This is a genomic window from Marinobacter sp. PE14 (genome assembly GCF_053566155.1).
In genome coordinates, this window is the sequence record NZ_JBQXNY010000001.1 from 405584 (window position 1) to 419615 (window position 14032).

A 14032-nucleotide genomic window follows, 5' to 3' on the forward strand; every position below is an offset into this window, starting at 1 on the left:
GCACTTTGATCGTGCAATAAGTGATCAGTTCCACATCGATTTCATTCTAAGGCGGTATTCTGAATGTCAGTGGTCTATAAGCGACATGGAGCATGCCTTTATAGACTCAGCGCGCCCCGCTTTCGTTCAGGACTTGGTCCGTTCGTTGTCCGGATCAAACAGCGCCCGGTAACCCACCGCCTCGATTCGGATCGGGTAGTGTTCCTGAAAGTATTCCAGGGTCAGTTCCCGGCCTTCCTGAGCGTACTCGGCAGGGATGTAGCCCAGCAGGATGATCTTCCCCAACGAAGGCCCCCAGGCCGCACTGGTGTTGTAGGAGCGGCGCCCCTGGCTATCCACCAGCACTTCACCGGTTTGCGGATCCAGAATCGGCCATTGGCCGACCGGATAGCGCAGAACGCCATTCGCATCCCGGTGGTCTGTCATGGTCATGGTGCAGAGGTAGGCGGATTGCCGGGGCCACTCCCGCTGTTCCAGATACGCGGCCTTGCCGTGAAAATCGGCTTCCTTGACCTTGGGCCGTTGTAAACCGGCTTCGTAGAGATTGTATTCCGTTTCCAGGTCCACGTTCTGCAGTCGCAGGCTCTTCTCCAGGCGACGGGTATTGGCGTAGGTTTCAATGCCCACCGGCGTAACGCCCGCATCGTAGAGCAGGTCCCAGATTCTCAAGCCGTAACTGAAAGGGAAATAGAGCTCCCAGCCCTGCTCGCCCACATAGGAAATCCGGAAGGCCCAGACCGGGACCCCTTGAATGTTCAGTTCGCGGGCGGTGGCAAACGGAAAATTGTCCGCGGACAACTGGTCTGGGTCGGTAACGAACTGGGCCAGTGTCTCCCGGGCCTTGGGACCCCAAAGGCCGAGGGTCGCGAGTTCGTCCGTGCGGTCATGCACCTGGATCTTGTCCAGCCCCTTCTCCCGGGCCATACGGGTGATCCAGCAGTAATCCCGGTGGCCGGTGTCGCCGCCGCAGATTACCCGATAGTCTTGCGCACTCCGCCGAATGATGGTCAGGTCGGAACGTATGCCCCCGCGCTCGTCGAGGAAATGGGTGTAGACACCTTTGCCGTTGGGCGTGGTACCGCCGACTTTGGCAACGGACAGATATTCCAACAGCGCTTCCGCGTTGTCACCGGAGATGTCGAATATGGCGAAATGGGACAGATTGATCATACCCACGGATTCGCTCATCTCGAGCTGTTCGGCGTTGGATACCTCCCAGAAGTGTCGGGCGTCCCATTCATGTTCCCGCACCGGGATCCGGTCGCGATATTTCGCCAGCAGGGTGGACTCGTTGGCCGCATAACCGTGAGCACGCTCCCAGCCCGCGGCCTCCATGAAGTAGGCACCCAGTCCGACTTCCCGCAGGTAGAAAGGGCTGGTTCGCATCTTGCGACCGGTAAGGTAAGGTTCACGGGGGTGAACCGCTGGGGTATAGATTTTTTTGGCCGTCTCGTAGCAGCGGTTATACACGTAGTCCGGGGTTTTCTGCAGGGGGTAATGGCGTGCGATATCGATACTGTGAGGATCCATCTCAGGGGAGCCACGGGTCATCCAGTCGGCCAGTAACTTGCCCGCACCCGGGCCGTCTTTCACCCAGACCGCCTCGCAGAACCACAGATTACGGACTTCCGGGGATTCGCCCATGAGTGAACCGCCATCCGGCGTCACTGACAGCAGGCCATTGAAAGAGTGTTTCTCCTCCCACCCCAGCTCGCCGAGAATCGGCGTCATCTCAATGGCCTTTTCGTAGGCATCCATGACCTGGTCCAGTGAAAGATCCCGCATTGAGGGGGACATCCGCGCATCACCGGGCTCCGCAATGGCGCCAGGGTAGACCAGCCGCGGGTTCTCCGCTTCGTAATAGCCCCACTCGATGCGACCGCCTTCGGTGGTGGTCGGGTCGCCGGTGTCCCGGACATAGGCGGAGTTGCCCTGGTCGCGGAACAGCGGATAGACGATCTGTTTGCCGGTGCCATTGAGTTCCTCGTAGGGGCCGAAAAATAGCAACGGGTGTTCCAGAGGCATCAGTGGCAATGGTGAGTTGGCGGTGTTTGCCATCAGCGGCCCCCATATCCCCATTGAGAGCACAACGTATTCGGTCTCAATGTAGCCCTTGTGGGTTTCAACGCCACGCACCTGGCCATCCTCGACATCAATGCGGATGGCCGGTGTGTAGGCAAAGGCCTGCAGCTTGCCCGTGGCCACAGCTTCTTCCACCAGGTCGCCGGCAACACTCTGGGAGCGGGGCACCACCAGCCCGGCATCCGGGTCCCACATCGCGCCCTGGATCTGACTTTCGTCCAGCAATGGAAACAGTTCTTTTGCCTGTTTGGGCGAGATCATGCTGACATTGGTGCCGAACGCTTTTCCGGAACCCACCTTGCGACGAAGCTCGTCCATTCGCTCGTCGTCATCCGAACGGGCCACTTCCATTCCACCGCATTTCACGTAATTGCCGCGTTTTTCATAAAACGCCTGGCTGTATTTGGTGGTGTAAATGTTCAACTTGTCGTGGGAGGTGGTGAAGCAGAAATCCGAAGCGTGGGATGTGGACCCGATATCTGTGGGAATGGCGGACTTTTCCAAGCCCACGATATCATCCCAGCCTTGTTCGATCAGGTGGTGCGCTACCGACGAGCCAACGATACCGCCCTGGCCAATGATTACGACTTTTGCCCGTTTCGGTAGTTGTGCCATTTTGGGTCCCCTCTACCTGCATTGAATGCCACCGCGCTGCCGCATTTCGGGCAGGGCCTTTAATCAATGTGGCTCTAATTGCTAATGGCAGGTAAATCCAATACGACACCGAGCCGTCTAAAAGCGGCAGAGACAAGGGGCGGGTTGTGCACCCAGCTCTGAGCGATTACCTCACAGGTGATAAATTGGACTAGACTTCTCGCTACCTGCTTGCCGGGAAGGAAACTCCCCCATGACCAGACGCGGTGCCAGCATTGCCCTATGGGTTGCCATCGCGCTCGGCATCGTGCCGGTCGTCGTTACCGGCCACATATCCCCTTTTGCCAGTTTTGGCACTCGATTCGGGCTTGAGATTGAAAGCCTGATTTTCTTGTCTTCAGAGCTTTGTCTGGTTGTCTTTCTTCTGGGAATCGCGGCCTGTGTTTTTCTGCGGAGATTTGTCCTGATGCCACTGCTTTTGCCGTGGCTGGCCCTGGTGTTCTACCCGGCTGAACGACTGACCGATCAGCTGCCCAGCGCCTGGGATGCGCAGGAAAAGCTTTATGAGAATGAAAATGTTGCCAGAGAGAGTGGCGAACTGCCCGGCATCGATTGGCTTCGTGACAGGATTGGCGACATCAGCCATACCGACACCGGCCTTTTCCGATTCGAGCGTGAAGAACTGCACGAGGAATTGAACCGACTGTCGGAAAAGGGAGCTGAATGGGGCAACAACGGTAATCAACGGACGAAAAAGATTGCCGCTCAGATCAACGCACTGAAACCAAAGATCGCCCAAGCGAACGCGCATATCCGAGTCATAGATAAGGCATTGCGCGATCTGGCCATTGCCTCGCGTTTCAGCTTCGGGCTCGCAGACAAGGTAGTGGGGGACAAGCTAAAGCAAGGGCGAGCCAAGGTGGTGCGCCACCGCGATGCCCTTGAGTCAAAGCGCCGAGCACTCAGGGTAGAGTTGTCGACGCTTCAAGAGGCGCGTGCACGCTCAGCGGGGGCCCTGGCAGAGCTTCGGAACCTGGATGCAAGAATACAGACCTATCTGTGGGCAAGTGACGTTTACAAAGCGTGGCAGGTATCCATGGTGTACAAAGCGCTCTGCCTGGCTGTGTTAGTCGTTTTGCTCTGGACTTTTTCCATCGCGTCTCCGGTTTACCTGTCACTTCTGGGAGCTTCACTGCTTGCCGCACTGCTCTACGCAGAAGGTGCCCTGGGCTACCGGCTGTGGCTGATTGTTCAGTTTCTAATGCTTTGTTTCGGCCTACGCATTGCCAGATTGCTGGTTCAGGAAAACGGCCCTTTGCTTCGCAGGCAGTCGGGATCGTTTCTGCTGAAGACTTTTCGTAAAACGATTATCTTTTATTTGCCCTTCCTGATGTTGCTGGCGGCTGGTCTGGCAGCGTCCTGGCAAGTCAATCGGTCAATAGATGCCCACCTCTACAACCTGGAAATCATGTCGGGTGCAGACCTCGACGCACCCCGGAGGCAGAACATCGATCGTGCCATCAGCGCCTATTTTGATGAGCAGGAACAGGCCGCTTTCGGAATGCTCGACAGCCTGGATGCCCAGGCAAAATCGGCCCCGAAAGCCGTCGCTGCCGCAATTATGTCGTTTTATGAAACAGAGGTACCCGAGACATTGCCAGATATCGAGCCAGAAATGGCGCCACCGGGGTGCAGTGGCTTTCTGCCCTGGGTTTTCCAGACAGCGTCATGCGCAGAAACGTCGGTCAAGGAACCGCTGAATGAAGCCTATGCCGAAAGGCGCGAGGCGGAGCGCGAGAGTCTGGATCGAACAACGCAGGGTTATGCGGAGCTTGCCCGAACCGGCGCCGCCAACCTTGTTGACGTTGCCCGAGAGGACTTGAGCTCGACTTTCCACGATATGGAAACGGTGATAAAGAAGCAGTTGGGTGTGATCTACGCTGTTGTTGATATCTATGCCTGGGTCTCCTGGTTTGTCTTGATCCTCGTTGTCATCAAAAGCCTGATGTACATTTTTGCCCGGGTGTTTTTCGGAGCGCAGGCCAATGGCGAGCGAATGATTCAGTTTGAATCGGGGCCGGAGCCCGGCCAGCCTGGTCGGGTAAGGGATGTGCCTGACCGACTCGAACTGAGCCCTGAAATGGGTGAACTGATGTACGTCAGTAAACGCTATGATTTTACCAATGCGCCGCCTGATGAGGTGACTCCCCAGGCCCAAAGGGCTTTCTTCTCTCGGTTCTTGCGCGGTGCCTGGCATATGAACCGTATCTGGACAGGCGCCCGTGTTGTCGGGGCGGCGCCATACCGGCGCTTGCCTGCTGATGAGCGTATTGTGGTCTGGACCCTCAAACCGGGTGATGCTGTGATTTTTTCCTGGAAGCAGTTTGTGGGCATGAGCGATAGCATCGATATACGCACGAGGTACAGTTGGCAACTGGCTTCTTTGGTGTTTGGTCGAATGTTTTATGTGGTTGCTTGCGTGGACCCGGATGCACCGAGCGATGGCACCTTGTTGCTGTCTGCCCGGGGCAGCGATGGCACCGATGGTCAAGAAAGTCCCAGTAACAGCCCCGATCAGCTACTCGCATGGCAGACCACCACCCGTTTCGAGATGCACGCCAATCTGAATTTCCGGAACGTGTACCGAAGCGGTGTCCAGATTCGAGCCTTGGGCAAGGATCTGGCTGTCATGCATTCGAATGTGCAGCGTCAGCGATCAGGGGCAGCGCGGTTTCTGACTTGTTTTTTCCTGCCGGTATAACGGGGTAGTTGCCATGAGAAGTGCTTTGACCATGATCGGGTTCATACTGGTCGCCATAGCCTTTTACGTTCTGTGGACCAACCTGAGCGCGCGTATCGTTGCGATTGAGTCGGACACTGGCAGTTACATCTATACAGATCCGGATACCCCTGATGAGTCGGAACCGCAGCTTCAAAGTCCGGGTTTGGAAGCGTTGAGTGACAGGTTGGCGAGATTGGAGTCGTTACAGCGGGAAAATGCCGATGCGATCAACGCCTTATCTGAACGCCTGGATCGTTTCGAGGCCGCCATCTGCCGGGGTGAAGACTGTGGTCGCAGAATGCTGACTCGGGAAACGGTATTTTTCGCCCTCAACGACAGTTCACTCAGTGACGAGGCGAAAGACCGGATTGATCGTCTGATGGAAAGAGTGAGTGAAGGCGCTCTCATTTCTCTCAGGGGCCAGGCTGATGCTGTTGGTGAGGAAACCTACAATTACCTGCTTTCGCTACGCCGGGCCGCGGCTGTTAAACGATATATCGATGCCGTGCTGGCAGAGTCGGATCAGACCGGCAATCCTTTGATTACGATTGATGGCACTGGTGAGGCGCTTTCGGATGACTCCGATGAATCTGAAGATCCGGCCCGTCGAATGGTCGAAATTCTGATTTTCGAGTGAGGCCTGCGCCAAAATTGTAACAGTGGTATCTCTTTTAATACGCTTGTTTACTGGTGGTCATAGCGAGAATTTGTTTAGATTCGGCATGTACAGGGAACTAAGTGCGCTGTGAGCTCTTTTTATGCCGACTCCTTCGGTTGAATCAAATACCGTATCCCCCCGCGACATGCTCATGCTGCGACTCTCCATCGTGGTGGGTGGCATTCTGATATCTTTGTTCATGATTGGTGACCTTCAGTTGATTCCGCCTGAACTGGCGGGCTCTTACATCACCAGCAGAGCCCTCATTCAACTTCCGATTCTTGCTGGCTTGCTTGCTCTCACCTTCGCGCGCCAATTTCTCCGTTTCGCACAAACGGCCTTCCTGGCGACCGTTCTCAGCATCACCTACGCCAATTACTACCTCATCCACGTGGCATGGGAGCAGGCAGCATTCAGCTTTCCTTACGAGGGTACGTTACTGTATGCCTTCTTCGGTTTCTTTGTTTTCGGAATGAAGTTCTATTACGCGTTAACAGCGATGCTGATCAGTTCGCTTGGCTTTGTCGGTTTGATGTTCCTGGATTCCGTTTACGGCGAGCGAACCTGGATGAACGCCGGGTTCGTGGTTGGATCACTGTTTGTCGGTGTGATTGGCAGGCACAGGATTGATCGATTGCTGGGGAAGCTGGAGGATGCCAATGAGCAGTTGGTTGGCCTGAGTACCCTGGATGGTCTCACGGAGTTATTCAACCGGCGAGCATTGATGAGTGAATCGGAGCGCCTGTTTGCCTTGCAGCGGCGTTCCAATCAGCGGCTCGCCGTGTTCATGATGGATCTGGATCATTTCAAGCAGTTCAACGATCGGTATGGCCACCAGGAGGGTGATCGAGCTATTCGTTTGCAGGCGGACATCATGAGGCAGGTATTCAAACGGCAGACAGATATCCTCGGACGCTATGGTGGCGAGGAGTTCATGGCTGTGATTGAGGGCGAGCATGCCGACCGGTTTGAGCTGCTTGCTGCGGAGGTTCTGAAACAATGGCAGGAGAGTGCGGTGCCAAACGAGGACAGCCCCGATAGCAAGGTGCTCAGCTGTTCCATCGGGGTCTGTCAGGGCCTGGCCAACGAGTTTGATTCGATCGACGACATGATCCGAAGGGCCGACGAAGCTCTATATTGCGCGAAAAAACAGGGCCGCGCCCGTTATGTAATGGCCTAGTCTTCGGGCATGTGTTCGAACAGACTGCCCAGCCCCGACTGGGGAGTGAGCTTGCCGCACAGTCGCAAGGCCTCCCAGAAACTGACCTGATTAGCTGTCAGTATCGGCTGCCCGATTGCCTGCTCCAGATCCGTGAGCCAGGCTGAAGAGTGGAGCGCTGTGTCTGGCATCAGCAGGGCGTCGGCCTCTTCCCTGACGTTAGCCAGAGCGAATTCGATAACCGCGTCTTTCTCAAGTAGACCGACTTCCGCGGCTGTGATGATGCCGCGGCTGGCCAGATGCACAACTTCGATATCGAAATGATTGAGAAACGCCCGGAATCGCTGTGCGACACCATCGGGGTAGGTGGCAGCGATGGCCACCCGTTTGGCGTCAATGGCTTTCACTGCTCTGGCGAATGCCATTGCGGTTGTGGAAGCGGGTACGCCCAGCAGTTTCTCGAGCGTGTCAATCTGCTGGCGAATACCATCGAGGCCGAGCACAAAGCTCGCGCTGGTCGAGGTCCACATCACCGACTCAATCCCTGAGTCAGCCAGTTTTTCTGCACCTTTGGAGAGACGGCTGATGCTGCCCATTTCACTGAGGGCTTCAACGGTATGGGCGTCCTCCAGGAATTCGGTGTGAATGAGAGTTACCTGTGCCGGAGGCTTCACCATGGAACCCATCAGGGGGTAATCATCTTCGGCCGCATGGCCCGGATAGAGGAATCCGAGTCTGGCTGGAGGCGGTGTATGGCTCATTGATCGCTCCCTCACTGGCAGAGATTGACGTGCCTGTACAATAGACCAAAACTAGCAGCTCAGCAGTCTTTGGAGAGTAGCGATGGACAGCCAATGGTTACTGATCTTTGCTGATGTGCTCCTGATCCTGCACACGATGCTGGTGGCCTTCGTGATCCTGGGGCTGGTGGCGACGTTCGCTGGCTTTTTCCTCCAGTGGCGCTGGGTTCGCAATGTCTGGTTCCGTCTCAGCCACCTGGCTGTGATTGTTATTGTGGTTCTGCAGTCGTGGCTGGGTGTGCTATGCCCGCTTACGACCTGGGAAATGGCGCTTCGGGCAAAGGCCGGGGAGGCAGGCTATGAGGGATCGTTCATCCAGCACTGGCTGCATTCCATTCTGTATTACAGTGCACCGGACTGGGTGTTTATTCTGGCGTACACGGTTTTCGGAGCGCTCGTCCTGGCCAGCTGGTTTGTGGTCAGGCCCGAGCGGTGAAAAACAGGCAGGCTTATTTCTTGAAAAATGCCAGGAAAGCGCCGGCGGCAGCCGCGGCCGCCCCGCCGATCAGATACCACATGGTGTCGTCGGTAAATCGGCCTGTGACCGTCTCGGTAAGCTGGTTTCCCAGAGACTGTGTTGATTGATAGCCGAAATAGAGCAGTCCGACGCCAACCACCAGCAAAACGATACCGACCAGCTTTGAACTTCCCATTTAATGCTCCTTTTTGATTGGCGCTGAAATACAGCTTGCCGTGGGATCAGGGAAGCTTGCCATCCGCTTCTGGTTTTTCCAACAGTTCTTTCCTTTCACGCTGATATTTGTCAAAGGGTTTGTTCGTGCGATCCAGGCACTCGAAGTAGGTCGATGGTGGCTCGTTGGCGCATTCGTTTCTTTGATTTGTCTGAACGTTCTCATAGACAGCCCTTTGACTGCAGCCGGTGGTCAATGCGATGAGGGCGATTAGGGAAAGTGTTGTCTTCATTGGTCGACATTGCTCTTCTGATGATGACCTCAGCCCTAGTCTGGTTTCCTGGCGATCAGGAAGTAAACGTCTTTTGAGGTTTCAGGCACCCAGCGATAATCAATCTGGAATCCGGCGTACTCCAGATGCCTCTCCAACTGACAACGGGACAAGAAATTTACATAGGGCGCGAGTCGCAGACCTCGGGCCAGGGAAGCGACTGGTTTCAAATAGGGGCAAGTATCTTGAAGGCAGGCGGTGTTGCTGATGAACACTCCGCCAGGTTTCAACATGCCGAAAACCCCTTGTATCGCACCTTCGGGGTGTCGGAGGAGGTGCAGGATGTTCAACCCCAGGATCGCGTCGAACGCTTGCTGCCGATGTTGCATGTCCTCAAGTGTGGCAACCATAAAGCGAAGGTTGTCAGCGACTTTTTCTGCCTTTCGCTCTCGGGCGATGTCTATCATTCGGGAAGAGGCATCGGTTGCCAGGTAGCTGCATACTCTGGGCGCGTGAATGAGTGCCGTTGATCCCGTACCACAGCCGAACTCCAGAACATCCATTTCCGGATTGAGATATTTCTGGGTGAGGGCGATCTTTCTCAGATAGGCGTTTTGGTCCGGGATGGGACGGCGGGCGTATCGAGCAGCACTGCGGTTCCAGAAACGGATGGATGAGTTCATGAGTTCGTCTCTCAGGGCGGTTGATTTAGTTCCGGGAACCGATTCTATCTCTTCACTTCTGTTGGTAATATCGACAGAAATTTATTGCAGATATGCATATTTGAATGAATTGGCGAACCGTTAACTTCGATTGGAACCGAGCCCGTGCGTTCCTGGTCACAGCCGAGGAAGGATCCCTCTCTGCTGCTGCAAAGGCTCTGGGGGTTTCGCAGCCGACCCTCGGAAGACAGGTTGCGGCGTTGGAAGAGGAACTTTCTACGGCGCTGTTTGAGCGGGGAGGTCGTGGGCTGGAATTGACTCGGAATGGCCTCGAACTGCTTGCCTATGTCCGAGCGATGGGAGAGGCCGCAAGCAGCCTTTCACTTGCGGCAACGGGTCAGGCGAAGTCCATTGAGGGCGAGATTGCGATTTCGGCATCTGAAATCACCGCCGCTTACATTCTGCCGCCAATTCTTCAAAGGCTTCGATACCAGTATCCCGGAATACGTATCAACCTTGTTGCCTCCAATGAGGCCAGCGATCTTCGCCGCCGTGCTGCAGACATTGCAATCCGGAACTTTCGACCCACAGAACCCGATCTGATTGCCCGCAAGGTGGGGGGATTCTCGGCGACTCTCTACGCCAGACCCGAAATCCTGGCTGATCTGCCATCGCCGTTGACCGAGGATCTTTGTAAGGCCCCATTCATAGGCTTTCTTTCAAACAATGAGAGATACGTGGGAGCCCTGGCGCAGCGTGGCCTCAAGCTGCGGGAAGAGCAATTCGTTGCAAGGACGGACAGCCATCTGGTTCATTGGCGAATGGCTCGGGCTGGTATCGGTATTGGCATGATGCCCGTTGAGTTGGGTGATGCAGAGCCTGAAGTAGAGAGAGTCTTCGAGGATAAGGTTTTCGGAGGCGATGTCTGGCTAGTATCACATCGGGAACTCAGGATGAACCTTCGGGTTCGGACGGTTTTTGATTTTCTGGCCGCTGAGCTTTCCGAGTATTACGGGAAATCTGAAAGCTAATTCGACAGAGTTTGGTTCGTTAGCCTGTCCCGAAGATCGGCAACGCATTCGTTGATCTCGCGCTCGTTGGCGCTCGCAAATCCCATTACCAGACCGGTTCTGGAGGCATCTCCCAGAAAGTGCGCGCTCAGCGGTGTACTGCCAAATCCCCTGGTTTTCAGCCATTGGCTGAGCGCCAGGTCGTCAAAATCTCCTTCAAGTACCAGGTGCATCCCCGCGCTTTCCGCCACCGGTTGAGCAAGTCCGCCGAGCTTTTTCGTAACCTCGCTCTGGAAGAGTTGCCACTTGTCCCGGTATAGCTGGCGCATGCGCCGCAGATGGCGTGTGAACTGACCACTCTCAATGAATTCGGCGATGGTTGCCTGGGAAAGAAGGGGCGTCTCGCCACCGCTAATCTGCTTTGCCCAGAGTAAGGGTTCGACCACCGCCTCCGGGACCACCAGATAGCCAACGCGCAATGCGGGTAGCAGCGTTTTGCTGAAACTGCCCATGTAGAGCACGGGCGAATTCTCGTACAGGCCTTGAATGGCAGCGAAAGGCTTGTTGTGGAAGTGGAACTCGCTGTCGTAGTCGTCCTCGATGATCCAGCATCCGTTTTGCTGGGCCCATTGCACCAGCGCCATTCGCTGTGACAGGTCGAGGATGCCGCCCATGGGGTATTGGTGCGTGGGCGTGCAGAACAGGAGCTTGGCCCTGGCAGGTTCAAGGCCCGGCAACGCTTCCACATCCAGGACCTGGTTCCTGAGGGGGATTGGAATCACTGGATTGCCCAGCCGGCCCAGCGCGTTCCGGGCGCCGCGGTATCCGGGATTCTCACACAGGACACTGTCGCCCCGTTGCAGAAAAACGTCGGCAAGAAGCGAGAGGGCCTGTTGTGCGCCATTGGTGATGATGACTTGATGCTCTTCGCAGCGAACACCGCGGGAGGTTCTCAGGTAGGTGGCGATGGCGCGTCTCAGGGGCTGATACCCCTGGATGCTGTCATATCCTCGCAGTGTCCGCCGGCTTTCCTGGTGGTGCAGGATCCGGTTCCAGCTGCGTATGGGAAACGCATCCAGGTCCGGCAGGCCCGGTTGGAATGGCAAACTGGCGTCTTCTACCGGCTTCGACTTTCCCCGTGGAAGTGCAGGCAGTGGTGGCAGTTTCATGGAATCGTCAACAGGGTTGTTCAGGCCTGGCCCTGAGGGGGTCACGGCTGATTTGATGTCTTCATGGACAAAGACACCCTTGCCGGCACGGCTTTGAAGAAAGCCCTCCGCTTTGAGCTGTTCATAAACAGCGTTCACCGTGTTGCGGCTTATGCCCAGGTCCTGAGCCATCTGGCGGCTCGGCGGCATCTGACGCCCGGGTGGGTAGCGCTGATCGAGTATCCGTTCGGACAATCGTTGATACAGCTGGTGTTGCAGCGGGTGCGTGCTGTCTAGCCGGATATCATCGATCACATCAACTGGTCCTATCAAAAGTCACAATCTGGATCTTTCGATGGTATCAGAAGTGCCTTTCAATAGAAGTACATTTTGTGAAGTGCAAGACCGGAAAGGAGCTTCTGATGACAACGACTGATTTGACCGGGACCAACGCGTCCCCACTGACTTTCTGTCCACGCAGCAGGGTGCAGAGGGCGGTAAAGCGAGCAAGCTATGACAGGGAAACAGCTTACAGGCTGATTGATCGGCTCAAAACGGCTCATGTGGGGTTTGTCGAAGATGGCGAGCCTCGTATCATCCCGATCACCGCCTGGCGAGTTGGGGATGATCTATACGTGCATACGCTGAATGGCGGACGGTTATCCCGACGTCTGGAGTCGGGCGCATTGCTCTGCATTTCGTTCGCCGTGACAAATGAATGGGTGATGACCAAATCGGCGTTCAACCACAGTGCCAACTACGAGTCACTGGTGTTGTATGGCCATGCTGTGCCGGTCACGGACCATGCCGCCTTTGATGCCGCGTTCCGTGCCATCATCAACCAGATCGAGCCGGGGCGGTGGGAGCAGGTAAGGGCGCCGAGCGACAAGGAAAGAAAGGCAACGGCCTTATTCCGGGTACCGATTGAAGAGGGGGCCTTCAAAAGCCGCACTGGTGGCCCGAATGATGATCCTGAAGATATGGCTCTGCCCGTGTGGCACGGATTGATACCAACCGGTGTTTAACCTGTCGATATTTATGACGAGCGAAACGGGAAGCAAAGACTACAATGCATCAGATGTACCGCGGATCATTCTCAGGGGCTAAGCCCGAGGCCAATCATGCGTATAACCAGTATTGCAGCCTACACCGCAGATCTTGAGTACACCGGCAAAGCCTATGCCTTTGCCGGTGGCCGTTCCCATCAGGTCTTCACCAGCACGGTTGTGGTTTTAACAACGGATACGGGGCTGGAAGGTTACGGCGAGGTCTGTCCATGCGGCCCCAACTATATGCCGGCTTTTGCCGAGGGGATTCCGTCCTGCCTCTCTTTGCTGGCATCTGCGATTATTGGTGAGGATCCCAGGGAAATCTCCTGCCTCCATGAGCGGATGAATCAGGCCCTTACGGGCCAGGCTGTTGCAAAAGCGGCCATTGATATCGCCTGCTGGGACATTCTTGGCAAGGCGGCTGGCCTTCCGGTTTACACCCTCCTTGGTGGTCTGCAGACACCGTCCATGCCCTTGCACAGGATTGTTCCTCTGGCCGATCCGATCGATATGCAGGCGTCTCTGCGCCAATACCGCTCGGAGGGATTTCGCCATATCCAGATCAAGCTCGGGCACGATGTGGAGGAAGACATTGAACTGGTTCGAACCCTCAGCAAGCTGAAGCAATCTGACGAGCTCTGGATTGGTGACATAAACGGGGCATGGCGGCGGGATCAGGCCTTGCGTTTTTCCCGTGCTGTTGAGGATGTGGACTTATACCTGGAGCAGCCCTGCAGAGGATACGAGGAATGCCAGTCGGTTCGCCAGCGGGTCCGACACCCTGTCAAACTGGACGAGAGCCTGAACTCTCTCGCCGATTTACAGCGTGCTTTGCGGGATGACGCCATGGATGCCATCGCCCTTAAAGTCAGCAAATTTGGGGGACTTACCCCATCCCGGATTATCCGCGATGTGTGCGCGGACGCTGGCATACCCATGACTATCGAAGACGCATGGGGCAGTGGTATTGCAACCGCCGCTTACGCGCACCTGGCGGCAAGTACCCCTACAAGGGCGTTGCTCAATACGACCGATCTACACAACTATAACACCACCCAGCTGGCGACAGGTGCCCCGGAGGTCTCCGGTGGGCGAATGACACTCAGCGATCGCCCTGGACTCGGTGTGGTTCCGGACTTCAAAATGCTGACGTTGCATGATGTCTATGAATAACCGGAGTGAATC

13 protein-coding genes are annotated in these 14032 nt (G+C 55.9%); 7 read left to right on the forward strand and 6 right to left on the reverse strand.

Translation table 11 applies throughout. The features are described 5' to 3' along the window. Positions 1–126: 126 nt before the first annotated feature. The gene (locus ACWJ62_RS01995; RefSeq protein WP_449284688.1) at positions 127–2697 is read right to left on the reverse strand and encodes a GcvT family protein; all 2571 of its coding nucleotides are present in this window, start codon (positions 2695–2697) and stop codon (positions 127–129) included. Positions 2698–2929: 232 nt separating this feature from the next. Here ACWJ62_RS01995 and ACWJ62_RS02000 point away from each other — a divergent pair, with 232 nt between their 5' ends. The 3 genes from ACWJ62_RS02000 to ACWJ62_RS02010 all read left to right on the forward strand — a co-directional run bounded on the left by ACWJ62_RS02000 (position 2930) and on the right by ACWJ62_RS02010 (position 7296). Further along, positions 2930–5437, forward strand: coding sequence for a hypothetical protein (locus ACWJ62_RS02000; RefSeq protein ID WP_449284689.1), 2508 nt, complete (start codon positions 2930–2932; stop codon positions 5435–5437). 13 nt (positions 5438–5450) lie between these two features. Beyond that, a complete protein-coding gene (locus ACWJ62_RS02005; protein ID WP_449284690.1) occupies positions 5451–6095 on the forward strand; it encodes an OmpA family protein in 645 nt (214 codons plus the stop codon). Positions 6096–6216: 121 nt separating this feature from the next. After that, positions 6217–7296, forward strand: a complete 1080-nt coding sequence (locus tag ACWJ62_RS02010) for a GGDEF domain-containing protein (RefSeq protein ID WP_449284691.1) — start codon at positions 6217–6219, stop codon at positions 7294–7296. Here the strand turns inward: ACWJ62_RS02010 and ACWJ62_RS02015 are convergent. After that, entirely contained in the window at positions 7293–8036 is a 744-nt protein-coding gene (locus ACWJ62_RS02015; protein WP_449284692.1) for a maleate cis-trans isomerase family protein, read from the reverse strand. The two genes, ACWJ62_RS02010 and ACWJ62_RS02015, sit on opposite strands and share 4 nt — an antisense overlap. Before the next feature lie 82 nt (positions 8037–8118). Between ACWJ62_RS02015 and ACWJ62_RS02020 the strand changes: the two genes are divergently transcribed. Further along, positions 8119–8511 (forward strand): DUF2784 domain-containing protein, encoded by a 393-nt coding sequence (locus ACWJ62_RS02020; protein ID WP_449284693.1) that lies wholly within the window; start codon positions 8119–8121, stop codon positions 8509–8511. A 13-nt stretch (positions 8512–8524) separates the two neighbouring features. Here the strand turns inward: ACWJ62_RS02020 and ACWJ62_RS02025 are convergent, their stop codons facing one another. Genes ACWJ62_RS02025 through ACWJ62_RS02035 form a run of 3 tightly spaced genes read right to left on the reverse strand, consistent with a single transcriptional unit; the run spans position 8525 to position 9661 of the window. Continuing rightward, positions 8525–8728 (reverse strand): DUF3185 family protein, encoded by a 204-nt coding sequence (locus tag ACWJ62_RS02025; protein WP_449284694.1) that lies wholly within the window; start codon positions 8726–8728, stop codon positions 8525–8527. A 46-nt stretch (positions 8729–8774) separates the two neighbouring features. Then, complete coding sequence (locus tag ACWJ62_RS02030; RefSeq protein WP_449284695.1) at positions 8775–8999, reverse strand: hypothetical protein; 225 nt, start codon at positions 8997–8999, stop codon at positions 8775–8777. A 35-nt stretch (positions 9000–9034) separates the two neighbouring features. Then, positions 9035–9661, reverse strand: a complete 627-nt coding sequence (locus tag ACWJ62_RS02035; RefSeq protein WP_449284696.1) for a class I SAM-dependent methyltransferase — start codon at positions 9659–9661, stop codon at positions 9035–9037. A 104-nt stretch (positions 9662–9765) separates the two neighbouring features. On the opposite strand from ACWJ62_RS02035, the gene ACWJ62_RS02040 reads away from it, so the two are divergent. Next, positions 9766–10671: a LysR family transcriptional regulator gene (locus ACWJ62_RS02040; protein ID WP_449284697.1), complete on the forward strand. Its 906-nt coding sequence runs from the start codon at positions 9766–9768 to the stop codon at positions 10669–10671. Here the strand turns inward: ACWJ62_RS02040 and pdxR are convergent. Further along, entirely contained in the window at positions 10668–12113 is a 1446-nt protein-coding gene (pdxR, locus tag ACWJ62_RS02045) for a MocR-like pyridoxine biosynthesis transcription factor PdxR (RefSeq protein ID WP_449284698.1), read from the reverse strand. The genes ACWJ62_RS02040 and pdxR overlap by 4 nt on opposite strands. Positions 12114–12220: 107 nt before the next feature. On the opposite strand from pdxR, the gene ACWJ62_RS02050 reads away from it, so the two are divergent. Then, on the forward strand, positions 12221–12823 hold the full coding sequence (locus ACWJ62_RS02050; protein ID WP_449284699.1) for a pyridoxamine 5'-phosphate oxidase family protein: 603 nt from the start codon (positions 12221–12223) through the stop codon (positions 12821–12823). 96 nt (positions 12824–12919) lie between these two features. Beyond that, on the forward strand, positions 12920–14020 hold the full coding sequence (locus tag ACWJ62_RS02055) for a mandelate racemase/muconate lactonizing enzyme family protein (protein ID WP_449284700.1): 1101 nt from the start codon (positions 12920–12922) through the stop codon (positions 14018–14020). Positions 14021–14032 lie beyond the last annotated feature (12 nt).